Annotated in this window: 13 protein-coding genes; 4 read left to right on the top strand and 9 right to left on the bottom strand. The window is 44.7% G+C overall.

The annotated features are described in order from the left end of the window. Nucleotides 1–40: 40 nt before the first annotated feature. The 4 genes from QUA07_RS02810 to QUA07_RS02795 all read right to left on the bottom strand — a co-directional run bounded on the left by QUA07_RS02810 (nucleotide 41) and on the right by QUA07_RS02795 (nucleotide 6,198). Complete coding sequence (locus tag QUA07_RS02810; RefSeq protein ID WP_150111742.1) at nucleotides 41–637, bottom strand: hypothetical protein; 597 nt, start codon at nucleotides 635–637, stop codon at nucleotides 41–43. A 238-nt stretch (nucleotides 638–875) separates the two neighbouring features. Continuing rightward, nucleotides 876–1,961 carry a hypothetical protein gene (locus QUA07_RS02805; protein ID WP_333048758.1) on the bottom strand — a complete coding sequence of 362 codons (1,086 nt, stop codon included), beginning with the start codon at nucleotides 1,959–1,961 and terminating at the stop codon, nucleotides 876–878. A 23-nt stretch (nucleotides 1,962–1,984) separates the two neighbouring features. Further along, nucleotides 1,985–2,980: a hypothetical protein gene (locus tag QUA07_RS02800; RefSeq protein ID WP_333322473.1), complete on the bottom strand. Its 996-nt coding sequence runs from the start codon at nucleotides 2,978–2,980 to the stop codon at nucleotides 1,985–1,987. A 14-nt stretch (nucleotides 2,981–2,994) separates the two neighbouring features. Next, the gene (locus QUA07_RS02795) at nucleotides 2,995–6,198 is read right to left on the bottom strand and encodes a hypothetical protein (protein ID WP_333322470.1); all 3,204 of its coding nucleotides are present in this window, start codon (nucleotides 6,196–6,198) and stop codon (nucleotides 2,995–2,997) included. Nucleotides 6,199–6,310: 112 nt separating this feature from the next. Here QUA07_RS02795 and QUA07_RS02790 point away from each other — a divergent pair, with 112 nt between their 5' ends. Continuing rightward, complete coding sequence (locus tag QUA07_RS02790; protein ID WP_333322468.1) at nucleotides 6,311–6,721, top strand: four helix bundle protein; 411 nt, start codon at nucleotides 6,311–6,313, stop codon at nucleotides 6,719–6,721. A gap of 311 nt (nucleotides 6,722–7,032) precedes the next feature. Here the strand turns inward: QUA07_RS02790 and QUA07_RS02785 are convergent, their stop codons facing one another. From QUA07_RS02785 to QUA07_RS02775, 3 genes are all read right to left on the bottom strand, one after another. Then, a complete protein-coding gene (locus QUA07_RS02785) occupies nucleotides 7,033–7,644 on the bottom strand; it encodes a hypothetical protein (RefSeq protein WP_333322464.1) in 612 nt (203 codons plus the stop codon). A 136-nt stretch (nucleotides 7,645–7,780) separates the two neighbouring features. Next, complete coding sequence (locus tag QUA07_RS02780; protein WP_333322460.1) at nucleotides 7,781–10,189, bottom strand: hypothetical protein; 2,409 nt, start codon at nucleotides 10,187–10,189, stop codon at nucleotides 7,781–7,783. A 357-nt stretch (nucleotides 10,190–10,546) separates the two neighbouring features. After that, nucleotides 10,547–14,116: a hypothetical protein gene (locus QUA07_RS02775; protein WP_333322457.1), complete on the bottom strand. Its 3,570-nt coding sequence runs from the start codon at nucleotides 14,114–14,116 to the stop codon at nucleotides 10,547–10,549. Nucleotides 14,117–14,290: 174 nt separating this feature from the next. Between QUA07_RS02775 and QUA07_RS02770 the strand changes: the two genes are divergently transcribed. Continuing rightward, entirely contained in the window at nucleotides 14,291–14,530 is a 240-nt protein-coding gene (locus QUA07_RS02770) for a hypothetical protein (protein ID WP_333322453.1), read from the top strand. Between the two features lie 235 nt (nucleotides 14,531–14,765). Here the strand turns inward: QUA07_RS02770 and QUA07_RS02765 are convergent, their stop codons facing one another. Together QUA07_RS02765 and QUA07_RS02760 are read right to left on the bottom strand one after the other, a co-directional pair. Continuing rightward, nucleotides 14,766–15,389: a siphovirus Gp157 family protein gene (locus QUA07_RS02765; protein ID WP_333322450.1), complete on the bottom strand. Its 624-nt coding sequence runs from the start codon at nucleotides 15,387–15,389 to the stop codon at nucleotides 14,766–14,768. A gap of 2 nt (nucleotides 15,390–15,391) precedes the next feature. Then, nucleotides 15,392–15,565: a hypothetical protein gene (locus tag QUA07_RS02760; protein WP_194060205.1), complete on the bottom strand. Its 174-nt coding sequence runs from the start codon at nucleotides 15,563–15,565 to the stop codon at nucleotides 15,392–15,394. 65 nt (nucleotides 15,566–15,630) lie between these two features. Here QUA07_RS02760 and QUA07_RS02755 point away from each other — a divergent pair, with 65 nt between their 5' ends. Together QUA07_RS02755 and QUA07_RS02750 are read left to right on the top strand one after the other, a co-directional pair. Then, nucleotides 15,631–16,758, top strand: a complete 1,128-nt coding sequence (locus tag QUA07_RS02755) for a hypothetical protein (RefSeq protein WP_333322444.1) — start codon at nucleotides 15,631–15,633, stop codon at nucleotides 16,756–16,758. A 74-nt stretch (nucleotides 16,759–16,832) separates the two neighbouring features. Continuing rightward, on the top strand, nucleotides 16,833–17,879 hold the full coding sequence (locus QUA07_RS02750) for a Fic family protein (RefSeq protein ID WP_333322441.1): 1,047 nt from the start codon (nucleotides 16,833–16,835) through the stop codon (nucleotides 17,877–17,879). The last annotated feature ends 329 nt before the right edge of the window (nucleotides 17,880–18,208 follow it).

The raw sequence follows: 18,208 nt of genomic DNA, 5'->3' as shown, positions 1-18,208 counted from the left end.
CACTTGCCGGTTCGTCCTCTTTCCATGTCTCTTTCCTCTTCTATGGTTTGAATTCGACAATTCGGGAAATTTCTAATCCGGCTGCTCTCAAAGAGTGAATAGTCTTCTCTAATTCATTAGCGTTTTCTTTGAGAGGCGATTTGGGAATTTCTACGGCTTTGACGGTGAAGGTTCGATTAAACTGTTCTCGGCTTTCTCCAATGCCTTGTTCCAGCACGACGCGAGTAGCAATTACATCTATTTCCCAAACTCCTCTTTTTATTTCTCTCGGTTCTGAGATGTGAGAGATATAAACTCCTGAGCGGGTTTTTCCTGAATAGATGGTGTTGGGAACGAGTTTGGCAAGTTCAACAAGAGAAGCTTTACCAAACTCTGATTCCATCATCAAGGAACCCATCCAAGCAGTTGTAGGAACTTGGGAACCTTTAACTTTAATGCCGGGGTCGGGGTCATTTGTGCCGGGAATTTTGCCTGACCAAGCCCAGGTTAAATTCACCCAACTGGATACAAAATTTTGGATAATTTTCGGCTCTCTGTACAGTTCATCTTGTTCTGCAATTCGTGCTGCGGTTCCGTCTTTTAACTGGACAAAGGTAACTTTTCTTTGAGATAAGGCTCTCAAACTGACTGTATTCACTAAAACAGTAATTGTCAGGAGGAAAACAAAGCTTGTTAGTAGAACAAAGCACAAGGCTAAGGTGTTTTTAGATTCAGGGAGTAAGGGTTGTGATTGTGGAAATTTCATATTATCGAAGGGATGGGGAGATGGGGGATAGAGAATAGGGAGATAGGGAGGGAATGGATTGGCAAACTGGGTTTGAGTAGTGAGTAACAACTCGGTTCGGTGAAGAAAAAGCTATCGGAATTTCCTTGCCCTAGATTAGTTTTCCGGCAATAACGCCGATCGCGTTACTGGCAATATCTGTAAGCTGTTTGGTGCTATTGGCGATCGCACTGTACAAAGCAGTTCCTCCACCCTTGGCTATTAACACGGCTAGAACGGGAGAAAACACAGCTAAAAAAAATAAAAAGGCGATATCTGTAACTAACTCTGCATCGGATTTGACAATCACTACAGCGACTAATCCAACGACGATGTTGTACCCCAATTGCACTCCAAATAACGACATAAATCCTATTAGCCAAGCCCAGATAGGTTTTCCTTGTAGTGGCAATAGTGATAAACCCATTGCCAGAGGTCCGAATAAAGCTGTTAGCAACAATGCTGCTTCTAAAATATTGACAAATGCCCACTGTACTGATCTAAGAATTAAGCGAATGATGGGCAAGACAGTAGACCTAAAAACTTGTCCTGCAAAATCGCCATTTCCTATATCCTGAAGATTGGCAACATTGCCTAAGTTTTCGACAAATCGCTGCAAGCTTTTGAGAGGTCCTCCATTTTGCTGTTCGGCTGCCTGGAGGATTTGTTGAGCTGGCTGTTTTTTGCTGTTCCAACATTCCACTAAAGCTGATCCAACTTTGCCCTGACATTCGCTGTAGAGTTTCTCAATCTCTTCTTTTCCAGCACTGGTGAGGTTAACGTCACTCAGGGCCGTTCTGAAGGTCATTTCTCCGACTTGAATTTTCATAATTTCTTGAACTTGAGTGCTGCCTACAGCTTTGATGAATTTGACGCTTTCAGCTAAGACTTTACCGTTGTTGCTGAGAAATACTACAATTACGAGTGGCCAGATAAACATGGCTACTAGCTCTGACCAAGACTGTTTTTCGATGATTTCTTTGCCACTGGTGACAGCGAGGTAAGTAACAGATATTCCCGCCAGAATTAGTCCTAGTTTGACTAAGGCAATCCAGAGAGAGGATTCTTGAGTGTTGAAGGTGTTAAACCAAACTAAATTCCAGGATTCGACGGTTTTTTGAGAGACTTCTATGGCATCTGAGAGAGTGTCCAGGGCTTGTCCTGCTGTGCTAGTTTGGGCGATTAGTTGTGTCAGCATCGCGGTGTCTCCTTTTTGTGATTTCAGTCTTCGCTTGCCCCCAGGGTTATGCCTCCGGGCATTTGAAACAGTCCGGCTTGAGTAGAAGAAGCGGTAGCCGCCGCAGCATCCTGCCGTCTCTGGGCTGTGTTAATTTCGTTGAGTTCTTCAGCTTGTTGAGCGTTGAGAATGTTGGCAAAACTGCGATCGATTTGAGCTTGCTGGCCCTGCATGACTAAGGCACTTTGATTTTCTGCTGATAAGGCTGCTTGCTTAGCTGCGATCGCACTTTGTTGAGATATGTTTCTCATAATGTTCTGTGTGACATCTTGACCTTCTGAATCAGCACCCAATTCCATTGAATTTTGGCTCTCGCGATGAGTTTGCTCTACGTTTTGCTGGACAATTTCTTTCAGAGTCGCTTGCTTTTGTTGAGCTTCTTTACTGAGAGTGGCTTTATTGGCTTCACTGACAGCACTTTCTCTTTCTGCGAGTTCTGCGGTATTCTCTTTGAGGCTGTAAGAATCTTGCGGTCTCTTCTCTAAAGCAGCGGATAGTTTTGTCCCTTCGCTTTCGGAGGTGTTGCCGTCCATTATGCTTTTAACTGCTTCTTTTAGGTCTGGAACTTTCAATTCTCCCAGGAATGAAGAGAGGGTTGACTCTATTTCACTGCTAAATTTTTCGACTTTATTTAACAAATTGTCCCAGATGCCTGAGATGCTGTCGGAGATGGTGGAGATGGTATCGGAAATTTCGCCTGTTATGTCGCTAATTGTGTTTTCTATACCTCCTATTTCTTTCGGGTTGCTCAAGAAGTTATTAGCTGATTGTTGGATTTGGCTTTCTATTTGTTGATTGGGAACTGTGAAGCTGGAGCGGTTGAAAGTGCTGCTGTTAGGATTGTTTAAGCTGGGAAGCTGTGTTGCAGTCGGATTGCTGTCAGAGGTTTGAGCTTTTGCTTCAACAGAATTTAGTATTAAGCTCAGCCAAATTGCAGGAATGCCGAGGGCAAGTTTAACAAGCAATTTCGGTGATTTCATCGGTTTTTCTCCGTCTAGCTAGCAATAAGGTCTTGAGGGGATTTGTGTCCATTGATATCAGTGACTGCATTCTTGCCAATATTGGTTAATGAACGTCCTTCTTTAACAGCTTGTACGTATTCAGAGGCAAATTGTTTGAGTGCTAGCAATTGCCCTTTTAACGTATTGGGATATTGAGCCATCATTCGCGCACGAGCCATCAATTCAGCTTGATTGTTAGCCACACTTGCTAATATCATTTCGCCTGGATAGTATCGGCTTTGCCAGAAACGACCTCCTTTTTCAATTAGCCAATTGGAATAAAGGTCGGCCGCTCTGGGAAGGAAAGCTTCTGTGGCATTCTGGCTAATAATTTCAGCCGGATATCCCAAATTTTTTATCCAAGAAGTGGCTCCGTTTGATGTCAATCTTCCGGTAATTCGATACACCATGTTTTGCATAATCATAGTTCCCGCACTACAATCGCAAATACTGTCGATATCTTGGGATAGCAAGAGCACTGAAATGCCATTTTTTCTACCCACTGCACAGAGTTCGCCTACTACTTCAGCAAATCCGTCTTTCTTAAACAAAATCGAAAGTTCGTCTCCGATAAATAGGCTTTTAGGGTGAGAAAGTGCGTTACGGATGCAAGCAGCATGGGCGTTAATGGCCATTAAATACTGGTCTTGTTCGTTACCCAAACCGCTAAGGGCAAAAAACTTAACAGCGGGTTCGGGTGAAAATGTACTCGGTCTGCCAATTGCTTTCCCTAAAGGTGAGGCTAGTAATGCGTTGCATTGAGTGATAATTTGGTTGATGGCAATGCGGTCGAAGTCGGTAAAGTTTTGTAGGTTTAGTTGTTCTTTTGTGCAGAATTTCAGGAGGTTTGTGAGGGTTGGCATTTCTTGCCACGCGGTCGATTTCCAGCCTTTTTCAAAGGCAGTATTGTAGCGCTCGATAATGTCTGGGTCTTCCAGAAATTTTTTCAGAGTTAGCAGCAAAATGGCATCGACTCGCTGCGCTAATTTTGGGTCGCGGACTTTACCCATGCTGATAATAGTCAGCGCTTTTCTGATAAACTCTTTCCATTGGTCTAGTCGGCGCGATCGCTCTTCTCTGTCAAAACGCCTCAAATCGGGTATTTCGAGTAGATTCGAGCTGCCAGAGGTGATGTCGTAGTACGCACCGTCGTCGCCTAACAGTTTCACTGCTGTCTCAAAGGTACTGCCGCTTCCTGCGGAGATGTCCATACCGACTACTGGGATATTAGCGGCTATTGCATCGGCTGCAAATCGCCATCCCAAAACACTTTTACCGCAACCAGACTCGCCTGTTATAACGGCGCGGCTGGTTTGGTTGTGCATGAGGTCAACGTACACGGGTTTGCCGCCTTTGGTGATGAATTCAACTCCTTTTGAGTCGATGTCCCTTACAGCAGTTAAGGGCAAAATACCGGGGACAGTTTCGGTGTCTAAGGTGAGGCGGCGTTCGTTAATTAGCGAACTGCTGTGCAACAGCCAGCTTACAGTAATGGGCAAAGTTTCTAGCCACAGTTGCCAAGCAATGTTGCGCTCTCTTAATACCTTGGCAGAGCCGAAGCTGTGAGAGAGCATTTGGCAAGCGTGTGTTAGTTGCTCCGGGGTTGGTCGGTAGACTAAGAAGGTGACAGCAGCGTGAATTGCTCTTGCACCTTTGTACATTTTTTTCTGGGCTTCAAAGGATTCTTCCTGTTTGACTTCTGCTCCTACATCGCGACCTTGACCTTTTTCTAAAGCGCGTTTTTTGGCAGTTTTAGATTGTTTAGCTTGCCTTGCTAAGTTGTCTTGAATAATAAAGTTGGGAGCGGCGCTAATTTCGACAACGGCTTCAGTATCGCGGACGTAGCTGTTGCTCATAATTTTCCAGAGCCATTGCAGTTGCTCTCTGGTATTGAGCCAGCCGCCGGGGCCCTCTTCCATTGTTAGCACGCCACATTCCGTGTTTCTCCCAGGAAGCAAAATGCGTGAGCTAGCTTTTCTGTGTTCCGGGCAGCTCGAACGGCCGCTCATACCTTCAATTAAAATGGTGCAGGCGTGTTTGTGACTGTTGAGGGTTTCGGTTAGTTTGTAGTCGGAGGCGGTTTCTTTTAAGGTGAGAAGTTGGGGAATAGGGGGTACGGGTGCGCTGTTGAATTTTTGCCACAGCCATCCCCACAATGCTTGGGCATTCATGGGTTGAATTTCCAGTCCAATTTTGGTGTTTAGCAAGAGTTCCCACCGGATGTAGCCTTGCTCGAAAGCATCGAGCAGCAGTTGTTTGTAAAAGCGTTCAGAGTAGATGCGCTGGTTGCCTGTAAATTGTGCAGCAATGCTGTTGGCTGTGTTGATAATTCCATTGATGAATTTACTCAGAGGGTCGTTGGATTTGGAGCCAGATTGAGCGTTGAATGTCCAAGTGCAGAAAATAGTTTGGTTCCACAGTTGTCGGGTGCCTGCTAAGTTGAGTTCTTGAATGCGTTTCTGTTCGTTACGAACGAGTACAGAAATGGGTTTGAGGTGACAGTTGTCAGCCAATTGAGTTAACTGTTGCTGGCGAAGGCAATCGCTGCTGTAGCAGCCGGTATGAAAGGTCATTTTTTCGCCTGGGGGAATATCTTTTAGCCCTTCTTCTAAGGCGGTGGCTGCATTGTTTACTTCATGGCGGTAGAGAATGTTGTGAAAGCCAGCCGTCTCGAATCCGAATACAATTTGGTATTGACTGCCTTCATTCAGTAAGTAACCAGAAACTTCTCGACCATCCTTTTTGATAGTGACTAAACACAGGAGGTTTTGGTAGTTTTGGAAGGGCATAAGTCGGCTGTTACCTCCTTGTTGAGTGGGAGCAACTTTGGGTTTAAGTTTGACTCGGACTTGTGCATCGCTGATTCGGTGGCGAATCGGGTTTGGTCGGTGTTGGGGAACGGGAGAAAGGTATAAAAGATTGCCGTTGTACCACTCATTCCCCGGCGGAGGTCTAAACCTGTCTACAAAAAGGTGAGGTTTGTTACCTGTCAGGAGCCACCAGCTTACAATGAGCCAGAAAGTAGTGATGAAAAACCAAGGCATTCCTAAGCTGAATAGGCCGTTGGTGAGGATGTAGGAAATTACAGTGATTAGCATCCAGGGAATTAGCTGTTCCGCTGGAATGATGCCGATGCTGGCTTGTTTGCCGAGAATTTTGTTGACGGAAATAAAGTCTTTATCTGGGTCTTTAAGCATGGTAATAGGGGAAGGGAAAGAGGAGGGGGAGAGGGGGGGAGGGGGAGAGGGGGAGAGGGGGTGATTCGGAGAGGGGATAATAGAAAGTGGAGTTAAGAAATTAGAGTTTGAAATGAACAGAAAACCAATTCAATCCCACCGAGATTTAGAAGTGTATCAACTTGCATTAGATGTGGCTATGCAGATTTTTGAACTCTCTAAAAAGTTTCCTATTGAGGAACGATATTCATTGACAGATCAAATTCGTCGGTCTTCGCGTTCTGTTTGTGCCAATTTGTCTGAGGCATGGCGTAAACGGCGTTATGAAGGAGCTTTTGTATCCAAATTAAGTGATTCTGAAGCTGAAGCTGCTGAAACTCAAACTTGGATTGAATTCGCTGTTAGATGCAATTACTTGGATGTTCAGGTTGGTAGAGAGCTGTATCAACATTACAATCAAATACTGGGTACACTGGTCAACATGATTAATAACCCTTCTATGTGGCTCCTTCCAGTGCCAAAAAACCATACTAAGAGTCGGTGAACGAAAGAGTGGAAGAGGGGGAGAGAGGGAGAGGAGGAGAGGGGGAGAGTGTGGGAGGGGAAGAGGGGGAGAGTGAAAGAGTGAAAGAGTGAAAGAGTGGGAGATTAGATGTGTGCAGTAAACAGCAAGCTGTTTGAATTTTCAGGTAGATTGCAGTTACATAATCCCTCTTTTCTATTCAATTGGGTGAGTATATGTTAGATGTTGAAGCCCTCTAGTTTTTATCGGGTTGTTGCAAGTTTTCAAACTTCTCCCACTCTCCCCCTCTCCCACTCCCCCACTCTCCCCTTCTCCCACTCTCCCATTCTTCCCTAAGCTCCGCCTCCTCCGCCATTGCCAACGAACAGAAAAGTTATTACGTCAACGGCAATTACAATGGCAAAGGCTAAGGCAACTTGGGTAACAATTGGTCTCCAGTCGTTACCTTGTTGTGCTTGGTTGTAGGCGAAAAGAGAAGCGGCTGCTACTAACAAAAGAAATGCTCCGCGAATTAAGTTGAAAATCAGTTCGATGACTTCGGCATCAATAGCTTCGCCTCCTGCTGAAGAGGCTCCTTCTGCGAGTTCTTGCATAAATTCTTCTAAGCCGGAGAGGAAGAGGGCGTTGGCTGGGGAATCGAGTACGGAGCAAAGTGCCGTAGAGGTGATAATGGCAGTGGCAATGTGCCAAAAACGAATTTTGCAGCCTATGTATCGCTCTACAATGGGAATAGCTCTAGTGAGATGCCATAAACTCAAAAACACAATGCTGGAGCAGCCTAAAGTCGCAATTAAGAGCGGGTCTTGAATGCTGAAGTAGATGAGTGAGGTTAGGCAAATGCCGAGGAATGGAATGTCGCCCAGTTTGATTTTCTGTTGTTTTAACCAGCGTGATAATGAGTTGCGGTTTCGTTCATTTCTTGTTTGGTCTAAGTAAGTAGCCATGTCACTATCTCGATTAAATTAGTGCTTTAATGCTAATTTAAGTTGCATCTAATTCCTGCAAAATCGCCAAAAAAGGTGATTTTATACAGTGAGAGTGACCCCCTCCAAATGGAGGGTGCAAGTGAAAAAAGTTATTTCAAATTTCCATTTCGGTCTCAGTTTTTCTCGCTTCCTGCTTGTTGGAGTTCTGGTTTGGAGCAAGTTGCTGTTGGGAGAGGAGATTTTCTACTACTTCTGGTGGAATGTCGCACAGAAGTACCTCAAGATTACCTTTTTGGAGGCTAGCCTCAAAAACTATTTCGCTGTGAGAGTTAAAGCCTTTGACAGTACCCTTCGACTTGGATTTATCGCTGAATTCGACTTCAAAGTCGAGGCGCGAACCCTGGGAATCGGTAAAGCTGACTTCATCCTGACCGCTTCTCTTTACCATTTCAGCTAGCCGCTCTTGGTTGAGAGCTTGTTGAAAAATCTTTAAGCGGTCGAGTTCTTCTTTTTCTTCAGGTTTCAGGAAGTCGTTTGTAACTTCCCATTCTCCAGTTTTATCCTGTAAAGCTGAGAACATTTCCTCGCCTTCCTTAGTTTTTAAGCTGACAGCGGTAGAGAAGTCAAAATTTGTTACATAAAGTTTGGCTTGTCCAAAATCTACGCCGTCTTCTAATGCAATGCCTTCCGCATTTGCTTCTTCTTCAGCTAGGCTGTAAATTTTTGCCAGTGTTGCTGCAAGTTGCGCGTCCTGAATAAGATTTGGGGCTGTCACAGTGATTTTTTTAGCAGTAGCGCTAGCGCTGCTGCTAGCTGGGATTGTTGATTCCAATGAAATTTTTTCACCTATTTCTGTTCCGTTTTGTACGAATTGGTCGCTGAGGGATGGAGTCGAGCTGTCGGGCGGTTCTAATTTTGCATCGCCAGCTTGAACGCCTGTCTCGCTTTTTTGAAGAGAAAGTTTGTTCTCTAAAGCTTCTATTCGCTCTTCTAGGGTATCGAGTCGCTTTTCAAGTCGGTTGAGTGCTTCATTTATTTGTACGAGTTGTTCTTCAAAACTCGCCTCTGTGTCAATCTTAATAGCAGCCGTTTTTTCAGAAGTGTTGTCTCTCACACTGCCGGAAATTTTATCAACTTTTCCGTGAACTTTGCTAACAGCTTTAGCTAAGAGCATACCGGGTGTTGACACAAATTCGGCATCCGGTTCAGGTAAGATGTTTTGTTCCGGTTCTGGCTCCGGTTCAGCTATCGGTAAAGCTTCGGATTCGACCATTGCATCTGCAACTGAATCCGCTTCAACCAAGTTGGTAACTCGCTGGGAGAGCGAGTCAGCCCGCTGGCTTTGAGCTTGGAGCCTTTTGACAATACCGGCAACTTGGCGCTCTTTTCCAGCCCCAAGAGCAGCTTCTATAATTTGAGAAGCTGCTTTTTTGCCAATCAGAGTAGCGAGAACCGCAACTTGACCGCTCATACCGCTGACAGTTGTACCTTCTACCTCATTTCCAGAAATGGCTGTTCTACCACTAACTTGTACAGCAGCATCGAGGATACTATCGATGTTCTGGTCGTTTGATTTTTTGCCTTGAGGTCGCTGTTGGCTCGTTCGGGTTTTTGAAGGTGTGGCTGCTAAGGATTCCGTAGCTTCTACCGCTTCATCTGTCTGAAGTTTTCTTTTGGTTTGGGATTTAGCTGATAATTCTTCGTCTTCCAAATCTTCTCGCTCAGAGTTTTGAAGGTGGCTTTTAGTTTGAGGCTTAGCTTTAGGTTGAGGTTCTTTGACTTCAAACTCATCTAACTCACTTAGTTGATTTCTCGGAGAGCGGTTTAAGGCTTTAGATTTAACCAGTGGTTCCTCCGAATCCAACTCCTCTAGGTCATCTTTGGGAGGTCTAGTTTTGGTTTTAGAGTTGGGTGATGGCTCGTCATCCTCCCAACTTGCTCTTTCATTCTTTTGTGATTTGGTATTGGCTTTAAATTTCGAGCGACGCGAGGGTTCATCATCCTCTAATTCATCTAGCAAATCGTCTTTTTTAGACTTGGTTGTCGCTTTTGATTTAGACGTGGAGGAGGGTTCATCATCCTCCAATTCATCTAGTAAATCGTCTTTTTTAGACTTGGTTGTCGCTTTTGATTTAGACTTGGGGGAGGGTTGCTCATCATCCAATTCATCTAGTAAATTGTCTTTTTTAGACCTTGTTTTAGTTCGAGGCGAATCGAGTAACGCCTCAATTCCTGTTTTAGTAAATCGGTTGTCGTCCGGCTCTCCCAAGTGTTCCATCATGTACTTTCCTGTGGTAGAGCCGTACTCGGGCCTATCGCTCAAACTGAGGACGAGTCCGTTGTGCTTGACCTCCACGCTAATGCCAGGTTTGCCATCTGCTTCCGTTAGTTCTTCAATTGCATCGGCAAAATCTTCTACGCTGGTGAGTCCGTTTTCCAGGCAGTAATCTAAAGCTTTCTCGCAGCGATTTCTTAGGTAGTTGAGGATTTTCTTGCCCTCGGCTGTGTTAGGGGTGATGTAGTTTCCCTGGCTTCGGCTTCGGTATGCTGTTTTTGTAGCCATAATCTTTGTGGCGGCGTGAGTGGATATTTCCCATGAAATTCGAGCAGTGTGGCTAGTGACTTCACTCTAAAGTGCGGTTTTGGGGAGTTAAACTGACCCCCTCCAATCGGAGGGGGAATCGTCGCCCACTAATAATTAAGCTGCTACGCATCTAAAGTATCTGTTGGTTGGGGAGGGGGAGAAAGAGAAGGGGAGAGGGGGAGAAACTTTGACGCTTTTCCCACAAAGATTGAAGTATACAATTTAAAGGCGCGACAGCTTATCCCCTGTTTGAAACTCACTAAAAAACTAACTGTTCGGTCAACGAGCTTTCCTGGTGTTCACACCTACCCGCTCTTAGCTGTGCGGTAGTTGATGTTAAAGTTGTGTATCTGCATCTCTTTTTTTTGAAGATGTAGAAGCTAATTCAGCATCAACCTCTCTGAGGTATTTGATAAACTGAGAGCTGCTGTTGTCAGAAAGTTTCTTAATGATTTCACCTGTTTTCAAGTCAGCAGCCAAGACCGGATTATCAGCTTCATCTCTGACTAAACACCTAACATTATTGCGAGATTTGCTAATAAAAGCTGTCCAGTTTCCCACAGGAATTTTAGTTTCTCCAGTTTGGTTATATGCTTCAGAAATCGCATCTTTCAGCAATTGTGAGAGGTGGGCGGGGCTGGCAGCAATGTTTTCGGGTTGAGATGGCGGTTTGTTTTGGGTAGGGGTTGGCGATACGGATTGCGATCGCTTTTGGGTAGGGGTTGACGATACAAGCGGTCGCTCTTGACAAGGAGTTGGCGATACGGATTGCGATCGGTCTTGACAAGGGGTTGGCGCGACTTCTGAAAGTTCCTCAACTGATTCAATTAGTTGTACAGAGCTAGGGTTGATGTTTAAGATCAGAGCGCTGCCTTTAGGCGAGGGTTCAATAGTGGCCTCAAAGGTAGTGCCGATTGGCAATTTAGGTGAATTAGCAGAGAACATGGCTAGCTCTTGTCCATCAAGGAGGACAATAGGGCTGCCGTCGCGCCTTGAATCGGTACCGCTAACAGAACCCACCTCAAAAGTCAATGTTTTCTGCCTCCATTTAGGAGAACTAAAGTCAACATCTTTCAAGTCATTGTACTTCTGTCCAATCAGTTCAGCTCTGTCAAACTGAAAGGTTTGCAACTGCTGGCAAATTTCATCTGTAAACAAGTTGAGAACCAATGCTGCTTTAGGTGTTTGGTTTTGGGACTCAAGCCAAGTATAATCAGCAGGAGCTACAATGCGTGAACTGACATCTTTGGTGCGACCAAGACCATCCCGGTAAGTTAAGTCTAAACTGTCGATGTCGTTGGCATTCCCGCCAAACTTCTTCTCAAGAATTCCCACCAGTTTGTCGCTGGGTTCAATTAAGGCAAAATTGACCATTGGCAGGCTCGGATGCAAAGTTGCTTCATATTTAATACCTTTGCTGTCTAACAATTCTTTCCAATGTCCAGCTAAGTCTTTGCCAACTGGCTGTCGCTTCTTATCCCTGACAGTTTTATTGTTGCCGTCCCGTTCAAATTCCTCGAAAGGGACACTCAGAACGTAAGTGTCTTTTGGCATTGCTTCGTGGAGTCGCTCGTACTCAGGTTCAAGGTTGAATTCAATCAGCAGTTGGCGAGAAAGTTCCTTACAAGCTTTGCGAGGGACTTCTAAGTTGGGATTTGCGGTTTCGACGTGCCACATCGCACTAGCAGCTAAAAACCGTTCTTCAGGGTCAGTCCAAGCTTCGGTCACATCGGCTCTTAAGCTCTCGTATAACTTGCTGACGGCTTCTTTAATTGCCTTAGAATCGCCGCCGCACTCCAAGTGAATTTCGCCCATCCTTTCTCGATAGCGTTCCTTAATATCTTGCGCCCACCTGACATAATGTTTCTCCCATTTTTCTCGCTCATCTAAGTCAGAAGGAGACTCGAACAGGTAGCGAAACTCGTCGCGGTGGCGGCTTTTTAGACGAGTCGGTTCCCACTCTGGGTTAACAGCCTCTTTAGCAATGCAATTGATAGCGGTGCCGTCTCCTATAGGTAATGGCACCGTTTTGTAAAGCCTGGGGTCGTCTTTGTAATCAAATAGGTAGCTTGGGTGCTGTTCTGACCACTGCTTAGCCTTGGACAACAAGGTGGGGTGGTGGTCTTCGGTACGAGTAGCACTTTTGGGACTGTCCACTTCAATTTGCAGGGCATCAAATAGCTTTCCAAGAAGCTGCCGCTTCTGTTGATTGAATAAACTTTCTGGCTGTCCCGGTTCTGCTGCTGACGATTGCACTCTCCCGATTAAGGTAGCCACCCAGCCGATTTTATTTTGGGCGATCGCTACGGCAATTTGCCGCAATTTGGTATACTTGCGATCGCCATTACTATCGGTAGCTTTATTGTAGTCAACTTTCTCTCGCTTCTCAACTGCATCGTACTCATTCTCTTGATTAGCGTGCCTGGTTTCAGAGGCGATATTCGGCATTCGGGAAGCAGGCGTAATCACTAATTGATCGCCGTCAAAATCGCATTGATGGTGCTGCATGGCTTGGTCAGAGCGAATGAAAACGCACCCTTTGTACTGCGTTAATTCAGGATGGCTTTTGTTGTCTACTGTGTAGCGGCGGATGTTATCTTTACTGACAATTGGGTATCGGGTAACGATAACTTCTGTGCCGTGTCGCAAGTGGGGGGCAACAATTGTACCGGGTTGGAGGTTTTCACAAGGTTGAGCCATTGCTGAACCGTGATGAATTGCTCCTTTAATTGCTAAGTCTTTCCACTTTTTAGCCAGTTGTTCTTGCATGAAATCGACGACTTTGGGAAAGTCGAGGAGTTGACCGAGTTTGTCGTTCCTCAAAATTGAAATTAGCCGGGATTCGTTGCGTTGGGCTTTTTCATCTGTTTCGTCTTCTAATCCGCTGCTGTCTTCGTGAAGGCTAGATTGAAAAGCAGCTTTTTTGTCGTGTTGCTCTACTAAGTATTTGGCAAGTTGCAGCCGGTTATTTTGCAAGTCAGCTAGCTTTTGGGCTTCAATTTTGGTCGGTGTGGCTATGTCAGCCCCAATAGCTGCTTCGGAATACCAAATCGAAAATTGCCAGGAATTTTCGTATTCAGTTACTTGGGCGTTGCCTCGATTTCCCAGTATAGCTTTGGGAAATTCGTAGTCGCCACAGGGGATAAGTTCAGCTAATTGCAATGCGGCAACTCCTTTGATAGAGGAGCGATCCATGATGATATCATAACCCAAGTCCGAGGTTAAATTAGCATCAGGCAACAGCGTTCCTTTGGCAAGAAAGCTAATTTCTGGAGTGTGGCAGTCTTCTTGTCCCCATTCCTGCATCCAGGCAAATCTGAATTGAAAAGGTCGGTTGTAATTCCCTCCTAATTGTTGGGCTAGTGCCGGTGAAATTTTACCGTGACAGTCTCCGGTTTGCCACTTATGAGCTTTCGCTTTTTCACTTTGGTCATCGCTTTGAGAATCAACAATTTTGAGTCGCAAGGTTTCGCCGTCAAGGGAGCTATCTAACAATTTGGCTCCTTGGTTGCAACTGCTAACTAGCAGTGAGCCGTAGCGACAGGCGTGGTCGGGTTGGGTTTTGAATACGCTCAACAGTTTGGTTGAGAGTTCAATGTCTGCAAAGTACACATTTTTGCCGGAGCTGAAAGCAACTCTTCTGGTAATACCATCTCCGAAGTCGATGTTTTTGAGAGGGTCGAAGCTGCTATCATTTGGGTCTGGTTTAACGATGGTTAGGGATGCTAATTCTTCAGGTTCAAAAAGCAGTTCAAGCAGGGAGTTACGCAGCACTTCTGATTCAGCTTGGTACCGCCCCTTTGCTCTACCGTCAGTCAAGGACATATCAAAGACTGGGATTTTTAGTCCTTCCCCAGCTACCCATTCTGTGGAGCGATGTTCTGGGGTAAGTTTTCTTCTGCTCATTGATTAGCTCCTGAATCCTAGTTTTTACATTTTTAGGACTTACGCACAGCAATAGTCCAGATTTTGACAAGGTTGTTCCTTCACAAATTCCTGCTACTGAGTGATATTCACCCCCTCCAATTGGAGGGGTTTAGAAGAAAGAAGTAGCGTGTTACAATCAGGATGACAATCCCAATGTGGAGAAAAAAAGTGAAAGTAGTTCGCACAAGTACGGCTATGGAAAGCCAACGGGATTATTTCTCTGATAGCGATAGCGATGCACTTCCTCGTGTTGCTTTTGGAGAAGGTGAAAACAGCCAGCAATTGGGAGGTTTGAACCTCGATGCTAACGGGGTTATTAAAGGTAGAGCGTCACACTTATTCAACGTCATCGAAGAACAAGTGGAGAACCCTCAATACTGGATTGATTTATAAGAGATACCGACCGAAATTAAGTCTTCGCTCTTACAAAACAAACGTGTCACATTGTAATACCATTTGTAAAAAGTCTTGCTACAATCTGCATCGTTGGGTTTATTTCACGAAATCAACCTACTGTTGCTACTGTTGCATGACTTTTCATAAATGGTATAATTCGGAGGTGTCTAACTCGGAGATATTTAACAATTCAGGTGTCAGATCAAGGTATTTGTGACACCTGAAAAGATGGCTAACGCCGTTTTTTGGACGGCGTTTTATCCGAAGAACGACTTTCAAGCGTTTGGTTGACTTGAAGAGAGTGCAAATTGTTACCGGGAAGCAAGCTGTAAACCACTTTGCGCTTGCGGAACACCCTAGTGCCATCTACAGGCATTCCTTGTTTCCAAGCGTCTGAAATCGCCTTTTTGTCGGCAGAAATTACGGTTTTGGTTTCGACTCGGCGATAGGGTTCTGGCAGTTGAGATGGGTCAATCAAAACTTCACAGGTAGGGGGATTTTCCTTGACAGCAATGCGGCGGTGTTTGCCAATAATTTCGGAAGTTAACACGCCGCACTCGTTGAAGTAGAGAACGGTTTTATCTAACCGTTCTCTCCACCCCTGGAGTTTGTTGAGAGCTCTTGAATGCAGCTCTATCAAATACTGCATCCGGGCTGTAATTCCTGCAATTTCGGCATCAATTTGGTCGGCTAAGTCGGCATGGGCATCAACAGCAAGTTCCTGGGTTTCTTGGGTTTGCCAAAGGGATTGCAGCAGTTGGTCAATTTCTTCTGAGCTTTCTGCTGACTCTAGTTGATGCCAAAGTTGAGCCGCAGTTATTGAACTTTGAGCAAGCGTTGCGGTGGCTAAATTCATGCTTAGTATCCTCCGTTGATGCAGGTGTGATAATAATCGCGGCGTTCTTCGAGTTGAGTAAGCGCAGCCATTGTTGCCTCGTCGGATTTAAGAGAGATTTGTTTGTCCTTTTGAATCTTGCTACCTGGTTGAGAATGAGTTAAATTTTGTGAGTTTGACTGGGTGAGTTTTTGCATACAATTCAAAAAACTTTCTTAAAAATAGCGCGACCGCGCTCTAAAAAAAAGGAGTATTTGAAAATATGAATTATCCTATAGTTTTTTACCCAAAAGCGGTAATGCAGTTTTGCCATCAATATCCTTTACCAGAAGTAACTTCTAGTTGTGCCACCTCATCCCAACTTCAAGAAACTCAACAATTCGGGAAACCTGTTGTTTTGTTGACTCCGCCTCAACCACCTGTGGTGTTACCTGTCAAGTGGCTGTGGTTAATTTGGGTGTTTTGGCTCTATGGTGCGATCGTACTTCCGCTGTTAGCTATTTCCTGGGGTTGGCTGTGGTGGGAAGTGCTGTTGGTAGTAGCTGCTTATTCATGTTTAATTGCGGCTGCTTATAGTTATGTGTTTGGTTGTCGCCAAAAGCTGGTATCCAGGTATAAGCAGCAAGTTCTTGAGTACAAACAACAAGAGATGTTATCCCAACAAGAGATATTATCCCAACAAAAAAGATTATCCCAACAAGAGATATTATCCCAACAAGAGATATTATCCAACAAACAGCAGGAATTTTCTAGTTTTAAGCTAGGAAAAGAAGGGTTGCAGACAGTTTTTAAAAGTGTAAAAATTGACTTACATCACAGAAATCGATTGCTCAAGGATTTGATGTCACTTCGGGTTAGTTCTAATGGCACATCTCAAGCTCGGCAAGGAGTGAGTGAACAACGCTTTTTGCAATATTTGCAGCAATATTTCGAGGAAGTTGTCCAAGCAGCAGAGTTTAAAATTCCGTCATCTCAGAGGAGCTATTCAGCAGATTTTACTGTAATTCACACTCCCTCTGGACTCGGAATTGATGTCGAGATTGATGAACCTTATGCTGGCAAATCTAAGAAGCCCACTCACTGCTGCGATGCTGACAGGGATATGCGCCGCAATCAATTATTCTTAGAGTGGAATTGGATTGTGGTTAGGTTTACTGAAAAGCAGGTGGTTCAGGCTCCTTTGAGCTGTTGCAAGTTCCTAGCTCAGGCGATCGCCTTTGTAACGGGCGATCGCTTTTATTTAAAGCAACTGGAAACTGAACCCGATTTGCTGAGCGTCAAACCTTGGACAACAAGAGAGGCAAGGGCTATGGCTAAAAGCAACTATCGCCTTACTTATTTACCTGGATTTGGCGTCGGTTCTGCTTGCGATCTGGTTTCAAAGTTTTGATGCGAGCGCACGCAATATCCGACTTATTGACTGCAATAAATGTTTATAATTAATACAAAGGAGATAAAATAGATATGCTGTCATTTGAAGAGGGGTTCATTGAAAGTCAACAGCTCAACCAAAGACTTCTGCAAACAATTCGTTTGCTTGGAGAGTACAAGGGAAAGCAGGAGTTATTCAAACAACAAGCCCCACAAGTTTTAGGCACTTTGCGCCAAGCTGCGGTTATTCAGAGTACCGAATCTTCTAACCGCATTGAAGGCATTACTGTGCCGTTAGAACGCATTAAGAAATTAGTAACAGAAAAAACAACGCCGCGCGATCGTTCAGAACAAGAAATTGCGGGTTATCGGGACGTGCTAACTACAATTCACACCAGTTATACTCACATTCCTTTTAGTACAGGTGTTATTTTACAACTGCACCGCGACCTTTACCAATTTGCTGTTAATACAGGTGGGCGCTGGAAAACAGTGGATAATGAAATTAGCGCGAATTATCCTGACGGGACTAAAGTGGTGAGGTTTCAACCTACTCCCGCTTATGGTACTCCTGCGGCAATGGAACGCCTGCAAGAACGGTTTAATCGCCTCTGGGAATCGGGCGAGATAGAACCTTTATTGTTAATTCCAACTTATATTTTAGATTTTTTGTGCATTCATCCATTTTTAGATGGAAACGGGCGAATGGCAAGGTTGCTAACGCTGTTGCTGCTGTACAAAGCTGGTTACGAAGTAGGACGATTCATTAGTTTAGAACGGATTGTAGAACGAACTAAGGAAAGCTACTACGATACGCTTTATCAATCTTCCCAAGATTGGCATGAAGGGCAGCACAATCTATTACCTTGGTGGGAGTATTTCTTGGGAGTCATGCTGCTATCAGCTTATCGGGAGTTTGAACAGCGGGTGGGATATGTTACATCCGCAAAAGGAACTAAAACGGCGATTGTATTGGATGCGATTAACAATTTGCCTCAAGAATTTTCAATTAGAGAGTTGCAGGAAAGGTGTCCGACAGTGGGAATTGATTTGATTCGGCGTTTATTGCGCCGGGAGAGAGATGCTGGGCGTTTGCAATGTCGGGGGCGAGGGGTAGATGCTCGCTGGCAAAAGCAGTAGCCACAGAACTTATGTACAAGCAACTGCGTGTTGAGTAGAATCATAAAACTCAACACTCAGTTGCAACTATTTATGCAATCAGTAAGTTGTACTGCATTTAAATTGTAGAGCTCAATGACCCTCAAAAATTGTCAAATCCTCTCTCCCTCGAAGACCATAGACCAATATGCTTGGGTTAAGAACAATCTGACTTTTAAAAGATGCATATATTGTCATAAAATCGTAACAGAGATAGAATTCGTTAGAGAGCGTTAACCCAAACGTATTGCACCATAGACAATAGAGTTGCATTGCATTTATTCGCTCTCCAATCAGGAAATTCTCTGCGT

It is taken from the genome of Microcoleus sp. T3_A4 (genome assembly GCF_036700465.1).
Lineage (GTDB): Bacteria > Cyanobacteriota > Cyanobacteriia > Cyanobacteriales > Microcoleaceae > Microcoleus.
Note: the sequence above shows the minus strand (reverse complement) of the source record. Positions and strands in the feature narration are given on the sequence as shown.

Coding starts and splice junctions, on each gene's coding strand:
- QUA07_RS02785 (WP_333322464.1), bottom strand. CDS start 7,644: ATGGCTACTTACTTAGACCAAACAAGAAATGAACGAAACCGCAACTCA.
- QUA07_RS02795 (WP_333322470.1), bottom strand. CDS start 6,198: ATGCTTAAAGACCCAGATAAAGACTTTATTTCCGTCAACAAAATTCTC.
- QUA07_RS02755 (WP_333322444.1), top strand. CDS start 15,631: ATGAATTATCCTATAGTTTTTTACCCAAAAGCGGTAATGCAGTTTTGC.
- QUA07_RS02775 (WP_333322457.1), bottom strand. CDS start 14,116: ATGAGCAGAAGAAAACTTACCCCAGAACATCGCTCCACAGAATGGGTA.
- QUA07_RS02790 (WP_333322468.1), top strand. CDS start 6,311: ATGAACAGAAAACCAATTCAATCCCACCGAGATTTAGAAGTGTATCAA.
- QUA07_RS02800 (WP_333322473.1), bottom strand. CDS start 2,980: ATGAAATCACCGAAATTGCTTGTTAAACTTGCCCTCGGCATTCCTGCA.
- QUA07_RS02780 (WP_333322460.1), bottom strand. CDS start 10,189: ATGGCTACAAAAACAGCATACCGAAGCCGAAGCCAGGGAAACTACATC.
- QUA07_RS02760 (WP_194060205.1), bottom strand. CDS start 15,565: ATGCAAAAACTCACCCAGTCAAACTCACAAAATTTAACTCATTCTCAA.
- QUA07_RS02770 (WP_333322453.1), top strand. CDS start 14,291: ATGTGGAGAAAAAAAGTGAAAGTAGTTCGCACAAGTACGGCTATGGAA.
- QUA07_RS02765 (WP_333322450.1), bottom strand. CDS start 15,389: ATGAATTTAGCCACCGCAACGCTTGCTCAAAGTTCAATAACTGCGGCT.
- QUA07_RS02750 (WP_333322441.1), top strand. CDS start 16,833: ATGCTGTCATTTGAAGAGGGGTTCATTGAAAGTCAACAGCTCAACCAA.
- QUA07_RS02805 (WP_333048758.1), bottom strand. CDS start 1,961: ATGCTGACACAACTAATCGCCCAAACTAGCACAGCAGGACAAGCCCTG.